The sequence below is a fragment of the Nocardia sp. NBC_01730 genome, from assembly GCF_035920445.1.
Lineage (GTDB): Bacteria > Actinomycetota > Actinomycetes > Mycobacteriales > Mycobacteriaceae > Nocardia.
Genome location: NZ_CP109162.1, coordinates 3,055,337 through 3,075,022, shown reverse-complemented (window position 1 = coordinate 3,075,022; position 19,686 = coordinate 3,055,337). Strand labels below are relative to the sequence as shown.

Here is a 19,686-nt window from a genome sequence, read left to right as displayed (position 1 = left end):
GGATGGAATCGTGGTCGCGCCCAGGCCTTTTCGGGCCTGGCGGGTGGTGCCGAATGCCGGCGGTGAACGGCGTCGGTAAGCCGTGTGCGGGAGAACCGCATGCACGGATTGACGGGCGGGAACTGGAAACGGAACCGGGTTGGTCACGGCAGCGGAGAAGAACGACTAGGTAGGAAACTACCTGGTCACAGTGGCTCCGCCGCCTACCACCGTCCAGGTTACCGCGCCAGTTCTCGACCCTCCGTCAGGGCTGCGGGGACTATCTGAGATCTTGTGGGCGGGAGGGTGATCGGAGATGCTGAGGCGGCCTGTCTCAGCGGAAGGGATCATCGTGTCGGAGGAGTCGATGCCGGCGGCCGGGGAGCGGTCGGCGGCGGACGGTCTGGATGTCCGGATCGCTCAGGAGTTGGTGGACAAGGCTCGGCAAGAGGGGGTGTCGCTGGCTGGTCCGGGTGGTTTGCTGTCCCAGATCACGAAAACCGTTCTGGAGACTGCGTTGAACGCTGAAATGGATGAGCACCTCGGATATTCCAAGGGTGATCAACCGGTCCGTGGGGACGGGAATCACCGCAACGGGCGATCGCAGAAGACGGTGCATACCGATGTCGGGTCCGTGCGTATCGATGTGCCGCGGGATCGGAATTCTGAATTCGAGCCGAAGATGGTTCCGAAGCATTCCCGGCGGGTGGAGGGTTTCGACGAGTCGATCATCTCGCTCTATGCGAAAGGGTTGACGACCGGGGAAATTCAGAAACATCTGTCGGAAATCTATGATGTGGAGGTCTCGCGTGAGTTGATTTCGAAGATCACCGATAAGGTGGTCGAGGAGATGAATGAATGGCAGTCGCGTCCGTTGGAGCGTGTGTATCCGGTCGTGCTGATCGATGCTATTTTCGTGAAGATCCGGGATGGCCGGGTGGTGAATCGGCCGATCTACGTGGCGGTCGGTGTCACCCTGGCTGGTGAGCGGGAGGTCCTGGGCCTGTGGGTCGGCACCGGCGGCGAAGGCGCCAAGCATTGGGCCGGTGTCCTCGGCGAACTGCGGAATCGCGGGGTCGCTGATGTGATGATCGTCTGCTGCGACTGTGAGGATGATCGAGTACCGGCCAGAGCGCGCAGCGTCTGGAACGCCGCGATGGTCAGTCCCTCGAGCCTGAATCGGCCGAGCTGGTAGGCCAGGGCCACGACGAACGGTCGCACCGTCGTGTCGATCGGCAAGGGCTGCGCGGCGGCGAGCTCTTGGGCGCTGGAGCCGCAGATCCCGGCCCACTCCCACCAAGTCCAGCCCACCAGCCGCGGCGGGTGTCGGCGCAATGCTGCAATACGATCGCCGCGGCCTGCCGGAACCGGACGTCGCCGCCGTGCCGCAACCCGGCCACCATCGCAACCAGCGGTTCGATCAGCCGGGTCAGCTCCCGGCCAGTGCACCGCGGTTCGGCGCGGGACGCCCACGGCCCGGTTGCGGCGCAGCGCCTGCGGACCAATGGCTTCGACCGCAGCGATCTCATTGTCACTCAGCGTCGCAAACCGGAAGTGAGCCAGAGCCGAAGATCAGACAGCCCCGGGCTTGAAGCAAATTGTAGGTATCGATGTAGGTACACATAGGTATCTCTTTATTCTGCTCTTGTCGGGGGAGTGAGAGGGTCCGTTTGTGGCAGATCATCTCGGACTACATCGGCGAGCTTTCCAGTACTACGGTCCCCAAGAGCAGATGGCTCGTGTGAGCGCCTGCTGCCGGTGCGATCCCAGCCGCCATTGTGGGAAAGTAAGGATCGGGCGATCCGGTGTGTGTACCCACACCAAATACTTTGTGATGGAGGGGATCCAGCGGTCGCTACCCCACCCACCCGCGTGTGTCACCCGTGTCGCACACCGCGTTCTACTCCATGGGCCCGAAGTCTCGATCAGGGACCTCGCGAGCAGCGTGCGCACTGTCATCCACTCCGCCATCATCGTCTCCGGCGGCGCGCCCGATATCGGCGGACTGGAACGGGTTGGGCGTCTTGCCGTGCGGGTGCGTTGAGGTGGTTCTGTGCATGTTGAGCCATTTGAACATCACCTCAGCACCCCTTGAGCAGACGACAGGTTGCAGTCGGAGGCCGAGCATGTTGGTCGTGACACCCAGATCCCGACACAATCCGTCGAACCGGCGTACACCGATCCTCCTGTTGAGGTGCCGTGACTCACGTGCCGGTTCTTTGTGGGGGTGGGTGATCGACCAGAGGAATTCACTGCTCGACAGATTGATACCACTGTGGATGGTTGGTGAGGCGGGGCGATGGTTGTTCTCCGGTTGAGTCCGGGTGCGCTGTCGCGCTGTCGCTTTGTCATTTCGCCGCTTGCGGAAACGATCGGCAGTCTGATCGTGCTACAGCGTAGGACTGCCAATCCCGCTCTGGCGCAATGGTGTACCCAGCACTACGCGGCCTATCGTGAGTGGCTGAGTCAGGACGAGGTGGCTGCGGGACTACTGCCGTTGCTGGCAACGACGAACCGGTTGCCCGGTGTTGTGACGCCGCCGCAAGCCGGTGTACGGACGCGGTTGGCCGACGAGCTGGCCCAGGTGGCAGCGCACTCCGATGAGTACCTTCGGGCGGTCGCGGTCGAGGCAGTCGCTGCATGCCAGCAGCCGCCAGATACACAGTGGTTGTCCAGTGATCGACTCGGAGAGCGTGTCGCGGAGGTGCTGCGGGCCGGGTGGAAGCGGTTCGTTGCGACTGACTGGCGACGTCGGCGCGCGGTGCTCGAACGTGACATCGCCTACCGCACCAGCCTACTCGCTGACCATGGGTTGCGGCATGCGGTCGAGACAATGCAAGATGGACCGGTATGGTTCGGCGACGATGCGATCGTCCTCAATCGCCGGCCAGGGCCGGACCGATGGATCGGCGACGACGGCTTGGTGTTCGTGCCTCGCACGACCAGCGGTGGGTGGTGGGTCTGCAAAGCGCCACCACGTTACGGTCTCATTTACTCCGCGTTCGGAGCGGCGGCCCCCACAGCGACCTCTGTATCCGAAGACCCCCTGTCGGTGCTGCTCGGTGCGGGTCGCGCCCGCGTCCTCCGTGAACTCGTGCGGCCAGCCACGAGCAGCCAGCTCGCTGTAATCTTGGACGTCTCACTCGGTACTGTCAGCTCCCACCTCTCCGTGCTCCGCGACGCCGACATGGTGACAAGGGCCCGCGTGGGTCGCATCGTCGTTTACCGGCTCACCGACCGCGGCACACGACTACTCACCGTCCTCGAACCCGCACCCTGACCAACCGCAACAACCGGCGTGCCAATCAACATCCGGTGCCGCGCCGCATGTGTGACATTTGGCGGACTGCGCCCGGTTTGGCGGCGGCAATGACGAGCCCAGGTTGGCGCAGGCGATGAGCGCCTGTACTCGGACGCCGAGGTGGTTGCCGGTGGGGCCGCGGATGCTGTCTACCGCCGCGACGGCCGGTTCCAGGCGTTCCTCGAAGGTCATCGCGCTCGCCCACCTCCACCGCCCGATCGTACGGACGATCCGGAAGGTCGGTACCGCCGGCTCCAGGTCGATGCGCCACAGCCCGAGCGGGCGTTCGTTCGTTCGCCTCGCGGGTCAGGGGAAGCTGTTCGGACCCGGACCCGGACCCGGACCCGGACCCGGACCCGGACCCGGACCCGGACCCGGACCCGGACCCGGACCCGGACCCGGACCCGCGAGTTGGAGGAGTGGAGCGGGGTCCGAGATGAGCAACAATGGGGGTGTGCAGATCGAGCTCCTGTCCGGAGTCGGCATCCGCTCACCGAAGGGGCCTGGACTGCTCCGGTTCGGCGACAACGAACTGCAAACCCCTCGGCGGCCTGACTGGTTCGGGTGGACTACCAGCCCTTTTGTGCGCGTGGCATCGAGTGGACCATCAGTTGCGCGCGACCACCCGCCCGGCTGCACCAGCTCACCGCCGCCCACAACTCCGGGCGACTCGTTGGTTGGGGCGGCAAGGCATGATCGCCACCCTGCGTCATACTGAACCGCCCCCACTGATCGAATCATTCTGGAGCAGAATGCAACTCGCACTCCTCGACCCCCGAGTTTCGCAGTTGGTGGACAGGCGGTGGCATCGGAAATGCGGTTTGACCTGTGGTGATGGGTGTGTGTGATTGTCGGGGCCGTGTGCCCACGGCCCCGACGGGTGTTGTGACTGGTCAGCGGTTATTCGGTGGTGTGGAGGCCGCTCATCTTTGGGGGCGGTGCGACGCCGCAAATTTTGAAGATGGCGGCTTGGTCGTCGGTGAGGCGGGTGGTCTGGTGCAGGCGGCCGACGGGGCCGGTGAGGGTGAGCTGGTGCAGGCGGGACAGTTCACGGTTGATGGCACGCCAGGTTGATCCGGTGCGGCGTTCGGCGACACGGATGAGCAGCAGAGCCAGCCAGCAGAGCAGGACGTGGGCGGTGATGCGGTCGTCGAGTCGGTGGTAGACAGGCCGTAGGTCGAGGGGGTTTTCATGGTGCGGAAGGCGCATTCAATTTGCGGTCAATGTTGCACCTGTAGCTGATATCGGGCTGGTAGGGCGCGGTGACCGCCGGAGACGGGGGTCGAGGAACATCTTTGAGAAATCCGGCGCTTAAGGATCTTGATTCGGCGAACGGGGTTGGCTGGTAGGTGATTTCATGTCGCGGTGACGGATGAGGGTTACGGCCGGTTCGGGTCGTATTCGCGGGTTGAGCTGGAGAGATTCTTCTATCTCGATGATGAGGACCGGCGGCTGATCGCGGCCCGCCGCCGTGACTACAACCGCCTGGGGTTCGCGCTCCAGATGATCACGGTCCGTCACTTGGGGATGTTCCTGGCCGATCCCCTCGACGTGCCAGCGGAGGTCGTCGCCTACGTTGCAGAACAGCTCGATATCGCCGATCCGGCGTGCGTGAAGAGCTATGCGGATCGGGAGAAGACCAAGCTCGAACACGCGTGGGAGATCCAGCGGGAGTACAGCTTGGTGGCGTTCGCCGAGGTCGAGGCGGAATTGTCGGCGTGGATCGTGGACCAGTCGTGGATGACCGGCGACGGACCGAAAGCGATCTCCGACGGTGCGGTGGCGTGGTTGCGGGAACGCCAAGCGCTGCTGCCGGGAATCACGACGTTGGAACGTCTTGTCGGAGAGGGCCGTAAGACGGCTGATCGGCGGTTGTCGGCTCAGCTCACGCAACGGTTGCCGGCGACGGCGAAGACGGCTCTGCGTGCACTGCTGAGCTCGCCTGTCGATGGCAAGGTGCGGGTCAGCGAGCTGGAGCGGCTGCGCAAGGGCGTGTTCCGGCCGACCTCCAAGGGCATGGTCACTGCGGTGGGTCGGTTGTCGGACCTGCTCGGGATCGGTGTCGATCTGGACGTGTCGGGGGTGCCGCCGCGTCGGCTGGTCGGGTTGGCGACCTATGGGTTGTCGAGCAAGGCGGCGCAGTTGCGCCGGTTGGAGCCGCCCGAGTATCGGCTGGCGGTTTTGGTGGCGACGGTGAAGGTGCTGATCGCCCGCGCCACCGACGACGTCCTGGAGTTGTTCGATCTGCTGATGGTCACCGACCTGTATTCCAAGGCCGAACGCGAATCCAGGGATGAGAAGCTGCGCCGATACCCGCGGGTGTCGCGGCATGCGGGCAAGCTCGCCGCCGCGGTGAAGGTGCTGCTGGAGATGACCGAGGTGGGGCCGGAGCTGAGTCTGGAGATGATCTGGGACCACATCGAGAATGCCGTCACCAAGAGCGAGTTGCGCAGGGCGGTGGCCGCGATCGACGAGCTGGTGCCGGTCGACGACGCAGAGTTGGATGGGCAGCGACTCGAGGAGCTGGCCGGGCGGATGGCGACGGTGCGGACGTTCCTGCCGCCGATGATGAGGGTGGTCGAGTTCGGCGCGACCGCTGAGGGCGCGGCGGTGCTGGCGGCGACGAAGACCCTCGGTGAGTTGATGACCACAAAAACGAAACTGCCCGCGACCTGGCTCGATGCCCGCAAAGTCGATCACGACCTGATCGGCGGGGCGTGGAAACGCCTCGTCTATCGGGAGGGCCGCCCACCAGAGACGGTGGACCGCGCTGCCTACACGTTGTGCCTGCTAGAGCAGTTCCACCGGCATCTCAAGCAGCGCAATATCTTCGCGCCTCACTCGTCGCGGTGGCGCGACCCGCGCGCCCAGTTGTTGTCGGGTGAAGCGTGGGAGCGGACACGCGAGGTGGGTATGAACGCGCTGAACCTGCCCTCGGACCCGGCGGCGCTGCTGGGCGATCACGCCGCCGCTGTGGACACTGCCTACCAGCAGGTCGCTGCCCGGCTGGGCGGCGACGGCCCGGCCAGTGTCGACGAGGACGGCAAGCTGCATCTGGCCGCGCTCGAGGCGGTGCCGGACCCGCCGTCGCTGACCGATCTGCGGCGCCGGGTCGAGCGGATGATGCCGGAGGTCGACCTGCCGGAGATGGTCCTGGAAGTGATGTCGTGGGTGCCAGGGTTCACCGAAGCGTTCGTCCACGCCTCCGGCAACGACGCCCGCGTCGCCGACCTCGGATTATCGGTGGCCGCGGTGCTCTGCGGGCATGCCATGAACGTAGGTTTCAAACCGGTGACCAGCCCCGGTGTTCCCGCCCTGACCCGGGACCGGCTCCATCACGTCGACCAGCACTATGTGCGGTTGGAGACGATGAGCACCGCCAACATCGCGCTGATCGAGGCCCAAGCGCGGGTGCCGTTGGCGCGGACCTGGGGCGGCGGGTTGTTGGCGTCGGTTGACGGCATCCGGTTCGTCACCCCGATCCGCACGATCCACGCACGACCGAGCCCGCGATTCTTCGGACGCCGGCGAGGCATCACCTGGTTGAACATGCTCAACGACCAGGCCGCTGGCCTGGCCGCGAAGGTCGTGTCCGGGACGCCACGTGACTCGCTGCACATCGTCGACGTGTTACAGAGCCAGCACGGCGGGCGGATACCCGATTCGGTCATTACCGATACCGGATCGTACAGCGACATAGTCTTCGGTCTCCTGCATTTGACCGGCTACCAATATCGGCCGCAGTTGGCGAACCTGCCCGATCAGCGGCTGTGGCGGTTCGACATTCGTGCCGACTACGGGCCACTGGAGCAGGCAGCCCGGGGCCGCATCGACGTCGACAAGATCACCACCCACTGGGAAGACATGTGCCGGGTCGCGGTGTCGATCCACTCCGGCGAGGTCAGCGGCCACGACGTCACCCGCATGATCTCCCGCGACGGGCGCCCGACCCCACTCGGAGAGGCCATCGCCCACTATGGGCGGATCTTCAAGACCCTGCACATCCTTCGCCTGGCCGACGACGAACCCTACCGACGCGAAGGCAAAGCCCAGGCCAACCTCGTCGAAGGACGCCACGATCTGGCACGGCGGATCTACCACGGTAAGAAGGGGGAAATGGTGCGCTCCTATTACGAGGGCATGGAAGACCAGCTCTCCGCGCTGGGCCTGGTGCTCAACTGTCTCGTGCTCTGGAACACCGTCTACAGCGACCGCGCCCTGGAACAGCTTCGCGCACAAGACTATCCAGTGCGCGAGGAGGACGCCGCCCGGTTGTCGGCGTTCATCCGCGGCCACATCGGCCTGGACGGGCACTACGCCTTCCACCTGCCCGACCTCGGCGGAACGCACCGTCCGCTGCGCGATCCGGACGCCCGGGAAGAGGACTGAAATCGGCGCCTACTCATCATTTGAGGGGACAGGTAGGCTGACCCGCTGATGCAATACGTACTGGTCGATCACCTTGCTCATCGTGAGCCGCTCGAGGATTCGCGACATGCGGTGGAGCAGTTCGACGACACCATCTCGGAGATCCTGCCCCACGGCATGTCAGGGCAGACTGTCTGGATTGAGCCGGAGGAGCCCGAAGGCGCAGGCCTGCGGGTCGACATCGACATCGACGTCAATCGGGCCGCGCTCACCTGGATGGCCGACGACACCATCGGCGTCGAGTTGGAGCCGGGGCCGCCGATCACCGTCATGTGGTCGGTGGATGCGCCGAGGATCACCGTGCCCGGCACGGTGGCCAGGGTGAGTGTGGAGACCGCACGCCGTGCGGTGGCGGACTATGTGGCCACCGGCCATCGCCCGGCCCTGGTGTGCTGGACCCGGCGATAATGTTTGGGCAGCCGAGGCGTTACGAAACCACCATCCAGTCCTGAGAAGGTGACGTGTACTGGGGTGTGTCCACCATTGCCTGATGGAAAGCTCTGAACTGGCAAAGCTGGTCGCCCAGGAACTGCGGAAAGTTGGCCTGCCGTTCCTGGATCGCGAACCGGAGTGCGACGCAGGAGGAATTGTGCTCGGCGCGGAGTTCGACGACACACCTCACGTCTCGGTGGCGTGGGTTGTCTCCGGAGACCTTCAAGACGAAGCGAAGCAGTCGATGGAGAGTTTGCTCTCGCCATCCGAGGATCACCGGCCTGTGCAGGAACGACTGGATGAACTGTTCTCATCCTCCTCGCGCCACGGCTACCGCGACCAAGTCCGCCGCATCATGGCCACTGCGATCCACGAGATCCTGCTATCAGGAGGGTTCGATGCTCGGGTGAGGCTCGACGACACCCATCCCGGGACGACTGTGGACGTGTTCGACCGGGCCGAACCCAGCAAAACATGCGGTTCCCTCTGAACGTTTGATTGCCGTAACAGGTTCGCCCTCTGCGAGACGATGACCTCACCCCAACGACGGGCCGCCGCGAACACCCGCCGCCGACCTGCTCATCGGCCAGGTCAGAACGAAACCCGGACAGGATCAGCGACCCGACCTGCGACGCGCGGCCGGATCGCTGTCTGCCTGATAGCGCCGTAGCCCTTCGTCGGACACCCTCGCGTATTTCGCGAGGCTGCGCACCGAGGTATGCCCCGACAATTTCATCAGCACCGGCGTCGACGCACCTTCCTCGGCCGCGTGAGTCAACCGGGAATGCCGCAGCTGGTGCAGCGTGTACGGGCCGTCATCGAAACGCTCTGTGTGAGCCTCGAACAGCTCCGCCGCGCGCCGGTAGGACAACCGCGCCCGCCCGGTCACCGGGTCCACATCGTTGGTCGCCGCCGCTGGGCGAGCCTTGCGGTCGGTGAGAAACAACGGACCGAGTTTGCGGCCGGCCAGCATCCGAGGCAACAACCGGGCGGTGCCGGTCTGCCACGCGATGACCTCACGTGCCCCGCCCTTGCGCATCACCACCGCGCACCGATTCACCGTATCGAGATCGGGCACATCCAGCATCAGCACCTCCTCGGCGCGAGCCGAGGACTCGTAGAGCATGTGCCACAACACCCGCTCCCGCAGCGGCGCATCCGATCCCAAAATCTCCGTGACCCGGTCCCGGCTCAACGCCTTACTGGTGTCCGGCGGCGCGGGCCGCGCTCGCAGCCGCACCAGCGGGTCACCGGCCAGCCAGTCCTGCTCCCGCCAATACCCGCACGCCGATACCAGCGCGGTCAACCGGATGTTGAACGTCTTCGCCGACTTGCCACCCCACACGAACGTGAACCAGCCACTGACCCGATCGGGCTCCGCATCCAACAGTGCCACATCCGTATCCGCCCCGAAATCCGCGACCAACCGATCCAGCGCCGCCGCGTACGTCAGGCGGGTGTTGGGCACCGTGATCGTCGCCAAATAGATCCGCACCGCATCCGCCAGTCGCACACCACCCGCCGACCTCGGAAGCCTCCGGATCCGACCCATCCCACCGACCTCCACCGCTATCGCACATAGTTTCCCGGGTCGCCCCCGCGCATCGGACATATAGCGCCAGGAGGACTCCGTAGTTACCGCACATAGTAGGCGGCTATATGCGGTAACCGCTAAACGCCGGATTTCTCAAACATGTTCCTCGACCCCCGAGACATAGCGGGTGGCGGCACTGTAGCGGCTGCACTGGAAGCAGATGTCGAAGAACACCGCCGCGCACCGCAGGCACACCGCCTCGTCGGTGTCGGTGCGTACCCGCGGGTCTGTCACGCCCGTGCAGGACACGCATGGCAGCCATCCGGCCACACACCGCGCGCACAGTCGCCGTTCGTCCGCGGTGTCGGTCAGCGCGATGGCGAACTCGCGGCAGTGACCGCACCGCGACAGCTGCGGCACACAGTCACCGCAGACGGGCTGATCCTCGATCGGGTGCCGATTGTCAGCGGTCATGTAATTCCCTCAGGTGAGGGCGGTTTCCGTCATGGTTTTCCTCCACCCGACCGTCACGTAATTCTTCCACCGGCTGTCACGTAATTCCTCCACCTTGGCGGTGTGTCTGCCGGGGGCGGGCCTCGCACATAGGTTCGCTTCTTCTCGACGGGTTGTTCCGGGCGAGAAGGGGCGGTGAGATGGCGAGGAGGAGTTTCTCGATGTTCGATCTTGTCGAGCTCTACACCCACTGGCAGGCCGGTCGCGGGCAGCGCGAGATGGCCGCGTCGCTGGGGATCGACCGTAAGACGATCCGCAAATACGTCGGCCCGGCGGTCGCCGAGGGCAGGGTGGCCAATACCGGGTGGTAGAACATGCCGACAGTCCGGACCGGATTGGGGTGCGCGTGATGTGGTCGAGGTTGAGCGCACGTTGGTCTGGGTGCCGGGCGGATCGTATGCGGTGTCGCGTACCTGGCGCGCGCATTTGTGTCGATGCGCTGATATCGGCCTCGTTCGGTGTGGTGTCGATGACCGGCGGATTGTGTGCTGACCTGTGTCGCGCGCGGTGGCGGGCAGACGATCGATATGGGTGCGCGCGATGGTAGGCGGTTGTGCGCGATGAGCCAGTCTGCCCAGCGTGCTCGTTCGTGTCGGTGGCGCGCGATGGTCTCTTGTTGTCGGGTTGGTAGGTCGTGGGCGCGCGCGATGTGGTCCAGTGTCGTGGTTCCCGCGCGCACGGTGTTGCGGGTGTGGTGGATGAGTCCGGTGGTGGTGAGTATGGCCAGGGCGGTGTAGCCCGCGGTGCGGCCCAGTCCTACGGCGGTGAATGCGTCGGCGGGGTTGGTTGTTTCGTCGATGATGGTTTCGTAGAGGCGTCGGCATTGCAGGCCGATGACGCGCCAGGCGGGATGGACGGGTTCGATGCGGGTGCGCGCGGTCCGCGCGCGGCTGGTGGTGATGGGGGAGTCGTTGATGGTGGGGGTGGTGAGGGCGTAGCGGTCGGCGAGGTGGCCGGTGGCGGCTCGTATACGCAGGACCGGGGCGCCGGGGAGTTCCCGGATTTCGCGCAGGGTCTGCCAGAGGGTGGCGGCCGCCGCTGGTGGAGCGATCAGCAACTGTGCGGGCGCCGCAGGCGTGCAGCAGGGTCAAGCAGTGCTCGACGTCGCGGTCGACGGCGGCGGGGCTGTGGCCGTGTTTGGCATCGAAGTCCAATACCAGCAGCCGGGTCCGACCGTGGAGATATATCGGCACTGCCGCAGGCTGATCGGGCAGCTTGCGGTCAAGGATTGCGCGCGGTCAGCGAACCGCGGCGGCACTGTTGTCGGGTTCCACAACCGCATGGAACGTCGGGCAGCGAGCAAGGGTTCCAGCGTCGCGAACAATGCGTCGCGCGGTCGCCAACTGCTCGTCACCGGTTTCCACTACAGGAGCGGATCGATCACCTTCGACGTCTCTGTTGGGAGGCTCGTGCGAGCACGCGGACGACATGGTGGTGTCGGTTGAATCATGGTTTGGGCAGGGTTCCCCCCGGAGGTGCCAGTCATGGACAGCCTTCGTGTTGTCTGGTGTGAAATCTCCAGCGGCTACTGGGGGTTTCGGTTTATTAAGATCTTTCGGTTATTGGGTGAGTTGTGGTCATAAGGAGAGTCCAGTGTGGTCGAGGAAGTTGAAGCACAGCTCGTAGCTGGTGCCGACGCGTTCGAGTCCGGTCTCGGCGGCGGTGTGGGCTTCGTCGATGGTGTCGGGGCACAGGTTGGCCAGTTCGCTGGATTTGATGTTGCCCCAGACCATTTCCATGGGGTTGAGGGTCGTAGGCGTAGCCGGGTAGTGGTTCGACGTGCAGCCAATGCCGCTCCCTGAGGTTCACCCCAAATAGTGGACAGGGGTTCAAGCAGCTTTTGCTGCGTCTGTCAGGAATTGCTCGTAGCGTAGGGGGCTGAGCATCCCGAGGGCGGAGTGCCGTCGATCATGGTTGTACTTGTTGATCCAATTGTCAACCGCAGCAACGAGTTCGGTCTTGGTGGCGTAGACGTGGCGGTAGTACGACTCGTGTTTGTAGGTCGACCAGAGCGATTCGGCGGGACTGTTGTCCCAACATATTCCGGTATCGCCCATCGACCGTTTCAGCTGGTGGCGGTGGCAGGCGTTGACTGTCATCGCCGCGGTGAACTCGCCCCCACGATCGGAATGCAGCACGGTCCCTTCCACCGGATGCCCACGCACTGCTACGGCCTGGTCGATGGCTCGGCACACCACGTCGGCGCCGATGTGATCGGCCACGACGTGGGCGAGCACGCGGCGGGTATGTCCGTCACGGATGGCGCACAAGTACATGTCGCCCTGTCCGCAGGTCAGATATGTGAAATCGGTCGTCCAGACCGCGTCGGGGCGGCCTTGATCGAAGTTGCGGCGTACCAGGTCCGGCGGGAACGACGCGGCAGGATCGGTGATCGTGGTGCGGGCCTTGAACGTGCGTGGGCTGATGCCCTCGATCCCGATCCGGGCCATGATCGCCGCGACGGTCTTGGCACTGACCACCTCGCCACGTGCGCGTAGCTCGGCAGTGATCCGCGGAGAGCCGTAGGTACCGTCGGACTCGGCGTGGACGTCGAGGATCTTCACCGTCAGATCGGCACGACGCCGCTGACGTGGCGTCGAAACCGTTGCCGTGCAACGTTTCACATACGCGTAGTAACCCGACGCCGACACTCCCAGCAGGCGCGCCATACGACGGATCGAGAATCGTTGCCCCTCGGGGCGCTGGTGCCCGCGGTCTCGGCGATGTCATCGGGGCCGGCGTACTTCACCATCAGATCGAACCGGGCCGGTTGGTCTGCATCGCGGCGAAGTACGCCGAAGCTTTTGCCAAGAACGCATTGTCCTTCTCCAGCTCGCCGACTTGCCTGCGTAAACGCAGCAACTCGGCTCGCTCGGCCGCGTCCAGAGGTTTCTCACCGCCGACCTCGGCCGCGGCGATCCGGCGCCGCTCGTCTTTGACCCAGGTACTGAGCACGGTCTCGTGAATACCGAGTTCACGAGCGACCACGGCGATCGAGCGACCGGAATCGATCACCCGATGAGCAGCCTCGACCTTGTACTCGGCCGTGAACGACCGACGCTTGCGAGGAGGCATAACGGACATCCTTACCAGCAGAACCATCGATCCTGCTAACTCGGTGTCCACTTCCAGGGGTGAACCTCACAGTGCCAACCCGTCGGAGAGTCCGACATCGGAAGCCACACCCTGCTGCCGGTATCCAGGACCCGAACACCCTGCTTCGCCAACACGGTGCGAGAACGCTCACCCAGTCCTCGGCCCCGGCTCGGCCCGACCAAGAACACCCACTCTGGGCCAGCTCTCGAGTGCGTAATGATCGGCACTGTCAGGTCCTCACCGACCGCCATCCGCGCCCTCCGCCCCAACTCCGGGGCCATCGCTATCGCCCCCAGATTCGGCGTGGTCACAAACGACGCCCGACCAGACGTCAGCTCGACGGGGAACCCGAGAACGCTGTACCTATACGCCACCTCACGCGGCCCGTGACACATCTCGAACATCACCGACCGCCTTTCGCGTGACGGCTATCCGCGAGTCCGGCCATCAGGACCCGTGGGATCGGCTGCCACGCCTGCTCGGCAAATTCGCGGCGCCCCTGCTTCGCACCCGCGCTGAAGCCAGCGATTCGCGACCCAAGCGGCAACGCCTGACGATGCTTCACCGTGTCTCACCTCGCGACATCAGCCAGACACGCGGCAGCACTCGTCGAGCCCGCTCAGGGGGAGGCGACGGGTAGGGACTCGCAGTCATGCCAGTCAACTCCAGCGCTGCGAGTCCCAGGCGACCTGCGCATTCTCGGATATCGACGATTTCGTCCCGGGCGCATGTGCCTGCCGCCATGCCTACTAACTCGAGCGCCGTCAGGCCCAGTGGTACGGCGTATGCCCGAATCGCTGTCAACTCGTCAGCCAGCTGCCGCGCGAAGGCCGCGACCACTTCGGCGGCCTGCATCGCTGCTGTTGCCTGCTCGATCGTCAGCGTCCGGCCCGGCATGAACGACACCACCCAACCGCCGGCGCCCACGCTTCTCGCTTGATGCCCTGTGTGATCACTGGTCATCAGCGACCCGCCAACTACCTGCACCGCCATCAGAACCTGCCTCCGGACTGGTCACCTCAAAAGATCGACTTAGGGTTGATCTCATATGTGGATTTAAACTTAAATTCAAGTTTGGCGCTAGACTTCGGCAGGAATGCGATGCTGTAGTTTGGGCGAAGGCATCGGCGGCGTAAGGATAGGGACAGATGCACGACGACGAGCTTCCAGACGCCTCGGCCTTGCGGTTCCTCGTCGGGAGCGCCCTCAAGACAGCGAGAACCACGGCGAGGGTCACGCAACAAGCGGCGGCAAAGCACATCGGCTTCACGTCGGGCAAGTTGAGCTATATGGAGAGCGGCGAGACCGCTCAAGGCGCCGACCATGTCGCACAGTTGATGCGGCTCTACAAAGCCCCGGCCGAGGACGTCGAATGGGTGGTATCGCTCGCGGTCCGCGCTGACCACGGTGTCCTATCCACCCGAAACGACGACGTGTGGCCAGACTGGTTCAAGCTGTATGTCGGTCTCGAAAAGCTGGCCAAGCGGCTGTTCGAGTACACCAACAGCTTTCTGCCGGGTCAGTTGCAAACACTCGCCTACGCCACCGCAGTCCTGGAGGATAGTCTCCATATCCCAGCAAGAGACATCGCCCAAACCGCCCGAGCCAGGATCGATCGCCAACGGATCATCAGCACCGACAAGCCCGTCCAGACGAGCGCCGTCGTAGAAGAATCGGTTCTGGACCGGATGATCGGCAGCCCAACGGTGATGATCGAGCAGCTGGAACACCTGCTCGAGCTGATGAGCTTGCCTAACGTCGACCTGCACATCATCCCAACAGCGACTGGCAACCATGAAGGGCTGCCCGGCTCGTTCATCCTGCTGAACTTCACCGAAGCCCGCGGGATCGCCTACGTCGAGTACCACACCGGCGCTCTCTATCTGCAAGAACGCAGCGACGTAGACTTGTACACACTGACCGCGGACCGACTCATCAGCAAGGCGCTCTCGACGGACGACACCGCCAACGCAATTCAGAGTCGCATCGCGAAGATCAAGAACATGGAGCGAAAATGACCACCAATACCCGCCTGGACGAGTGGAAGACCAGTACCTTCAGCGGCAACAACGGTGGCGCGTGCGTCGAGGTCAAAATCGACGGCGACAAGGTCCTCGTTCGCGACACCAAGTTTCGCCGGAACCCCGCCAACACCAGTGAGACCCAGCCCCAGATCGAAATACCTGCTGGCCTGTGGCCTGAAGTCTGCAACCGCGCTGTGAGCATGACCTCCTTCAAGGTGGGCAACGCCCTGACGGTCACAATCCACGCCGATGGCGCAGCAACCTTCATCGGACCTGACACCGACCTGAACTACACCCCCGACGAAGTGGACGCCTTCGCCAAAGGTGTCATCGACGGCCAGTTCGATCTCCCCTAACCGAGACTCACGTTTAGCCCGACTGGGAATGGCGCGTTAGTCGAGATTCGACGCCGCCGAGGTACCGACCGACGAGCACTGCTTCGTCGGCGCGCACGCGGCTGTACGTGTCGACCACACTCACCACCGACACCTTGACGAAGCATTTCCGCCGACTGGCGCGGGCGGCGGATACGCTTGTTCTCGTTGACATATCGGGTGACTCGGGGGAGAGGTGGGTTCACTGACGACCGATCAGTGTGCGGCTGCCGGGTCGGGGCGGCTGCCGATGTTGATGGTGGTGGATGTCCAGAATGGCTTCATCACTCCGTCTTCAGCGCATGTTGTCCCTGTCGTTGCCCGGCTGGTTGATCGGTGGTCGCAGACCGATGCGCCGGTGGTGTTCACACGCTATTTCAATTACCGCGGCTCCCCGTTCGAGCGACTCGTCGGGTGGAGCGGGTTGATGGACGCCCCGGACACTGACATCGTCGCTGAACTCGAGCCCCGCTCTCATGGCCCACGAACTCATCTGCTCGACAAGACCACCTACACGGCTTTCACTGCCGAGGCTGCGGACTTGATTGCCACCTTGGGTGTTACTGATGTCCACCTGTGTGGAATCGCCACCGACGCTTGTATTTTGAAGACGGCACTCGACCTATTCGAGGCCGGGCTGACACCCTGGGTGATCACTGATGCCTGTGCCTCTAGCGCCAGCCGACACCCGCCGCAGCAGGTTCACGACTCGGCGTTGATGCATATGTCGCGTCTCCTGGGAGCGGGGCAACTCATAGACAGCGTCCAAGCGTTGTCGGTGATCGGCATACTCGCAGCGTGAGAATCGGGAAGGGCCAGCGATTTCCGCCCACCTGGATGATCGCTGTGGTGGAGTGATAGCCGTGCCATCCGAATTGGATCGACAGCGGACCGCAGTATTGCCCGAGGCAGTGAAGATCGCGTTGAACAAGTGTGCCGCCGAGCTCACGGGTGCTTTAGTACTGTGCGGGTTCCCGGCCTCAGGAAAGTCTACGGCCGCAACCTATGTAGCCGGTCTGGTCGGCGCGACTGTGTTGGACAAAGACGGTTTGGCCCCCGGTTTGGAGCAGGCGGTGATGAGGGAACTGACCGGAGACCCCTACGACCGTGACAGCGATACCTATAAAGCCGTGGTCGGACCACATATCTATGACAGCCTCATTCGCACAGGAATGATCGTCGCGGCCCGGCACCCGGTCGTGCTCGATGCCCCGTTCCTCGAAGCGATACGTCAGGCAGCGCCCCAACGGATGCCGCTCGCGGAGCACCTGCGCACCCGTTCCGGCCTGACCACCGCGGTGCCATTGACCACGGTCTGGCTGAACACTCCAACACCGCAGATTCGTACCCGGATGATCAGCCGCGGCGCCGAACGCGACGACCCGAAACTCGCCGACTGGGCTGCCTATGAGTCCGGCGTGCTCGATAGCGGAATACGCGAACTCGCACATGCCGTCGTCGACATCGTCATCGACAACTAAGCCGCGATCTCAGGTGACGATGAACCTCCCGGCCATGCGAGCAGCGATGCTGAGCTGTTGGTGGAGGGTCCCGTCGATATCGGATTCCATGATGGCAAGTCCTCCACGGGTACGCGGCTTCTACGGCCACTCCAGTCGTCGATTCAGCCATCGTCGCGACACTCGCGCCGACTGTGCTTGGTGGTAGCGAAGTTTCGGCGAGCGTGGAGGTGCAGGGAGGCGGCTGTTGCGCTCCCAATAGCCGACCAGCGCACAGACGAACGCATCGATGGCCACCGGATCGGCGCTGCGGGTCACGGGATGTCGGGCAAGGATCGGGTCGGGGTCTGTCCCGCTGGCGGCGATCGATGGTGCCAACGAGACGAGTTCGATCCAGGCCGCGCCGCGACACGACCACGCCCAGTCGAGCACGGACACTGTGCCGTCGGCGCTTAGCAGCATGTTGTCCGGGCGAAGATCGGTGTGCAGCAGCGTTTCCCCGGCGGCGAGTCGCGGCCAGGTCGATTCCAGCTCGGCCAGCCGGTCCAGATTGCGCAGCGACCAGGTATCGAGACCGGCGGGCGGAGCGTGCTCGGCGTACCGCCGCCAGCAGTTCAGCTTCGGTCCGTAGCTGTCGGCGATCGTGGGCACATCGGGCACAGGGCTGGGAGTCAACGTCTGAGCCAACTGCTCAACGGTGGCGAGGACGGCAGTCAGCTCGGCCGGTTGATCGAGTCGAGGGTGCCGTCCGTCGACGTCCTCGAAGATTGTGATCAGCCATCCCTGGGTGTCGATGGTGCATTGCACCGACGGTGTCGGGACAGTGGGTGGCAGCCGAGCCGCAGTCTCGGACTCGGTGCGGTACATCCCGGCGAGGGAGTCGTCGCTGTTGATGGCCTTCGCGAAAACCTTTCCGCCGTCGCGCAATTCCAACCGCGCCGCCATTCCGTGGCTGAACCCACCCGACTGGCTGAGCGCTGAGTGGACCCGACTGCCCAGGCGGCGCTCGATCGCGTCGCGCACCGATTGCGGCAGATCGTTCCATACGATCCGATTCGCGGTTTCCTCTGGCCCGACCACCGCACCATCGTGCTACTTCAGCGCCGCGTATCTCCAATCGTTTTCGAGATGCGTGGTGAGGCGCGGCTACTCCTGAGGTGAGTTGTCAGGCGTCGTTTCCTGGCCCGGGACCGGGTGGTGTGTCGAGGGTGTTGATGAGGTCTTCGAAGGCTTCGCTCGGGAGGATGCCCAACCCGTCGTCGGTGGGAATGGTGCGGGCAGCCAGGTCGAGGGAGCCGTTATGCCATCGGTACAGCCACGGGCTGACCGGCCACGGCTCGTCGGTGTGGGCAATGTGGCCGAGCCGCGCCAGGACCGCGGCCGCACGCAGCACGTCGAGGTCGGTGATCGGATAGCAGAACATCACCCTCTTGGACGGAACGACGACGAGCGCACCGGCCGGCCCGACGACCGGATAGGCGTCCAGCCACCGAATGTGCGCGGTGAGGTACTCAGGCCCGATCAATCTGGTGATCGGCAGCCCCTCTGCCATAGGAACGCCGTCCAATGGCATGGTGTCGAGGTCCACACCACCGTCGGCGCGGACGTTGTCCTCGGCGAGGCAAAACAGTTCGGCTTCGGTGGTCGGCCAATGCTGGATCCAGCTGCGTTGGACGGGTGCGACGGTGTGGACCCGGTCGATGAGCAGGCGTTGGACCAGTCCGGGCGCGATCGCCCGGCACACCAGGTCGCCCTCGTTGCCGCTGTCGGGATACACCCTGGTCCTGATCAGTGCGCGCATCGGCGGGAAGTCGGTGACATCCACGGGCGATTGCCGCTCCACGGCCAGGGTCGCGATGACGGTGCTCACGTGGTCTCTGATCAGCCCGAACCACTCGTCGAGTGGCTCGGGCGCCGCGAGCCGCCGCAGGTGGGTCAGGGAGATGGTGGCTTCGCCGTCAGGCCCGGATACAAGAACGTCGTCAGCACCAGCATCATGGCAGCTGTAGCCGTATTCGTCGGCAGCGGTGAACAGCATCGCCTTGCGCAGCCGATCATCGGCATCGTCGACCCGCATCGGACACCGCCCCCTTCTCGTTGGTCTATTCCGGGTACGTCCGCCACGATCGCTCGGCCCGGCTCACACCCGGACAGATAAGCGCCGTGACACATTTGTGGCCATCGGAGGACGGTCCTCCCGCAGGCGGAGTCCTGGCCCGATCGTCGTCGATGACCAACCTCGCATTCGACAAGGGGCATGCGGAAGCATCGAAATCAGCGCCATCACAACACGATATGCCCGGCCTCCGACACCAACGGCCGGTCAGCAAGCACAGGGCCGGTCAGCGTCACCGCGGCGGTGACCCCGACCTTGCCGGCGGCAGGGTGAAAACTGATCACCGCGTGGCATGGAGCACGAGGGTCAGTATTGAGCCGGAGCCGACAGACCAGACACTCGATGCATTTGGACCGCTCGCCTAGCGAGGCCTATGGCCTGGCAACTTTCCGGGCGATCCGACACGCGGTCCAGGAGCACGGTGGTGGG

16 protein-coding genes and 3 pseudogenes are annotated in these 19,686 nt (G+C 64.3%); 10 read left to right on the top strand and 9 right to left on the bottom strand.

From position 1 onward, the window contains the following. Nucleotides 1-331: 331 nt before the first annotated feature. Both OHB12_RS11805 and OHB12_RS11800 read left to right on the top strand, forming a co-directional pair. A pseudogene (locus OHB12_RS11805) lies at nt 332-1,084 on the top strand (IS256 family transposase); the annotation flags it as partial. A 1,194-nt stretch (nt 1,085-2,278) separates the two neighbouring features. Beyond that, a complete protein-coding gene (locus OHB12_RS11800) occupies nt 2,279-3,259 on the top strand; it encodes an ArsR/SmtB family transcription factor (protein ID WP_327118919.1) in 981 nt (326 codons plus the stop codon). 1,025 nt (nt 3,260-4,284) lie between these two features. Here the strand turns inward: OHB12_RS11800 and OHB12_RS36255 are convergent. After that, nucleotides 4,285-4,462, bottom strand: a pseudogene (locus OHB12_RS36255) (IS1634 family transposase); the annotation flags it as partial. A 183-nt stretch (nt 4,463-4,645) separates the two neighbouring features. On the opposite strand from OHB12_RS36255, the gene OHB12_RS11790 reads away from it, so the two are divergent. The 3 genes from OHB12_RS11790 to OHB12_RS11780 all read left to right on the top strand — a co-directional run bounded on the left by OHB12_RS11790 (nt 4,646) and on the right by OHB12_RS11780 (nt 8,630). Beyond that, nucleotides 4,646-7,669 carry a Tn3 family transposase gene (locus OHB12_RS11790; protein ID WP_327118915.1) on the top strand — a complete coding sequence of 1,008 codons (3,024 nt, stop codon included), beginning with the start codon at nt 4,646-4,648 and terminating at the stop codon, nt 7,667-7,669. A gap of 48 nt (nt 7,670-7,717) precedes the next feature. After that, nucleotides 7,718-8,116 (top strand): Imm1 family immunity protein, encoded by a 399-nt coding sequence (locus tag OHB12_RS11785; RefSeq protein WP_327118913.1) that lies wholly within the window; start codon nt 7,718-7,720, stop codon nt 8,114-8,116. An 82-nt stretch (nt 8,117-8,198) separates the two neighbouring features. Then, nucleotides 8,199-8,630, top strand: coding sequence for a hypothetical protein (locus OHB12_RS11780; RefSeq protein ID WP_327118911.1), 432 nt, complete (start codon nt 8,199-8,201; stop codon nt 8,628-8,630). A gap of 123 nt (nt 8,631-8,753) precedes the next feature. Here the strand turns inward: OHB12_RS11780 and OHB12_RS11775 are convergent, their stop codons facing one another. Beyond that, on the bottom strand, nt 8,754-9,653 hold the full coding sequence (locus OHB12_RS11775; RefSeq protein ID WP_327118909.1) for a tyrosine-type recombinase/integrase: 900 nt from the start codon (nt 9,651-9,653) through the stop codon (nt 8,754-8,756). A gap of 174 nt (nt 9,654-9,827) precedes the next feature. Then, nucleotides 9,828-10,148, bottom strand: coding sequence for a hypothetical protein (locus OHB12_RS11770; RefSeq protein ID WP_327118907.1), 321 nt, complete (start codon nt 10,146-10,148; stop codon nt 9,828-9,830). A gap of 200 nt (nt 10,149-10,348) precedes the next feature. Between OHB12_RS11770 and OHB12_RS11765 the strand changes: the two are divergent. Next, a pseudogene (locus tag OHB12_RS11765) lies at nt 10,349-10,474 on the top strand (integrase); the annotation flags it as partial. Between the two features lie 1,290 nt (nt 10,475-11,764). Here the strand turns inward: OHB12_RS11765 and OHB12_RS11760 are convergent. The 4 genes from OHB12_RS11760 to OHB12_RS11745 all read right to left on the bottom strand — a co-directional run bounded on the left by OHB12_RS11760 (nt 11,765) and on the right by OHB12_RS11745 (nt 14,210). Next, nucleotides 11,765-11,926 (bottom strand): hypothetical protein, encoded by a 162-nt coding sequence (locus tag OHB12_RS11760; RefSeq protein ID WP_327118905.1) that lies wholly within the window; start codon nt 11,924-11,926, stop codon nt 11,765-11,767. Between the two features lie 90 nt (nt 11,927-12,016). Further along, the gene (locus OHB12_RS11755) at nt 12,017-12,865 is read right to left on the bottom strand and encodes an IS3 family transposase (RefSeq protein ID WP_327121034.1); all 849 of its coding nucleotides are present in this window, start codon (nt 12,863-12,865) and stop codon (nt 12,017-12,019) included. Nucleotides 12,866-12,938: 73 nt separating this feature from the next. Beyond that, on the bottom strand, nt 12,939-13,262 hold the full coding sequence (locus OHB12_RS11750) for a transposase (RefSeq protein ID WP_442800016.1): 324 nt from the start codon (nt 13,260-13,262) through the stop codon (nt 12,939-12,941). A gap of 582 nt (nt 13,263-13,844) precedes the next feature. After that, the gene (locus tag OHB12_RS11745; RefSeq protein WP_327118903.1) at nt 13,845-14,210 is read right to left on the bottom strand and encodes a hypothetical protein; all 366 of its coding nucleotides are present in this window, start codon (nt 14,208-14,210) and stop codon (nt 13,845-13,847) included. A gap of 221 nt (nt 14,211-14,431) precedes the next feature. Here OHB12_RS11745 and OHB12_RS11740 point away from each other — a divergent pair, with 221 nt between their 5' ends. The 4 genes from OHB12_RS11740 (at nt 14,432) to OHB12_RS11725 (ending at nt 17,162) form a co-directional block, all read left to right on the top strand. Further along, complete coding sequence (locus OHB12_RS11740) at nt 14,432-15,301, top strand: helix-turn-helix domain-containing protein (protein ID WP_327118901.1); 870 nt, start codon at nt 14,432-14,434, stop codon at nt 15,299-15,301. Next, a complete protein-coding gene (locus OHB12_RS11735; protein ID WP_327118899.1) occupies nt 15,298-15,663 on the top strand; it encodes a DUF397 domain-containing protein in 366 nt (121 codons plus the stop codon). Before OHB12_RS11740 ends, OHB12_RS11735 begins: the two co-directional genes overlap by 4 nt. A gap of 268 nt (nt 15,664-15,931) precedes the next feature. Continuing rightward, entirely contained in the window at nt 15,932-16,483 is a 552-nt protein-coding gene (locus OHB12_RS11730; RefSeq protein WP_327118897.1) for an isochorismatase family cysteine hydrolase, read from the top strand. Nucleotides 16,484-16,544: 61 nt separating this feature from the next. After that, on the top strand, nt 16,545-17,162 hold the full coding sequence (locus OHB12_RS11725) for an AAA family ATPase (RefSeq protein ID WP_327118895.1): 618 nt from the start codon (nt 16,545-16,547) through the stop codon (nt 17,160-17,162). A gap of 120 nt (nt 17,163-17,282) precedes the next feature. Here OHB12_RS11725 and OHB12_RS11720 read toward each other — a convergent pair whose 3' ends face one another. Beyond that, entirely contained in the window at nt 17,283-18,221 is a 939-nt protein-coding gene (locus OHB12_RS11720; protein WP_327118893.1) for a phosphotransferase, read from the bottom strand. An 85-nt stretch (nt 18,222-18,306) separates the two neighbouring features. Further along, nucleotides 18,307-19,218 (bottom strand): hypothetical protein, encoded by a 912-nt coding sequence (locus tag OHB12_RS11715; protein ID WP_327118891.1) that lies wholly within the window; start codon nt 19,216-19,218, stop codon nt 18,307-18,309. Between the last annotated feature and the right edge of the window lie 468 nt (nt 19,219-19,686).

Bases quoted from the DNA above. Each gene is read 5' to 3' on its own strand.
- OHB12_RS11800 (WP_327118919.1), top strand. From the start codon at position 2,279: ATGGTTGTTCTCCGGTTGAGTCCGGGTGCGCTGTCGCGCTGTCGCTTT.
- OHB12_RS11785 (WP_327118913.1), top strand. From the start codon at position 7,718: ATGCAATACGTACTGGTCGATCACCTTGCTCATCGTGAGCCGCTCGAG.
- OHB12_RS11780 (WP_327118911.1), top strand. From the start codon at position 8,199: ATGGAAAGCTCTGAACTGGCAAAGCTGGTCGCCCAGGAACTGCGGAAA.
- OHB12_RS11770 (WP_327118907.1), bottom strand. From the start codon at position 10,148: ATGACCGCTGACAATCGGCACCCGATCGAGGATCAGCCCGTCTGCGGT.
- OHB12_RS11760 (WP_327118905.1), bottom strand. From the start codon at position 11,926: ATGGAAATGGTCTGGGGCAACATCAAATCCAGCGAACTGGCCAACCTG.
- OHB12_RS11750 (WP_442800016.1), bottom strand. From the start codon at position 13,262: ATGCCTCCTCGCAAGCGTCGGTCGTTCACGGCCGAGTACAAGGTCGAG.
- OHB12_RS11740 (WP_327118901.1), top strand. From the start codon at position 14,432: ATGCACGACGACGAGCTTCCAGACGCCTCGGCCTTGCGGTTCCTCGTC.
- OHB12_RS11735 (WP_327118899.1), top strand. From the start codon at position 15,298: ATGACCACCAATACCCGCCTGGACGAGTGGAAGACCAGTACCTTCAGC.
- OHB12_RS11730 (WP_327118897.1), top strand. From the start codon at position 15,932: ATGTTGATGGTGGTGGATGTCCAGAATGGCTTCATCACTCCGTCTTCA.
- OHB12_RS11715 (WP_327118891.1), bottom strand. From the start codon at position 19,218: ATGCGGGTCGACGATGCCGATGATCGGCTGCGCAAGGCGATGCTGTTC.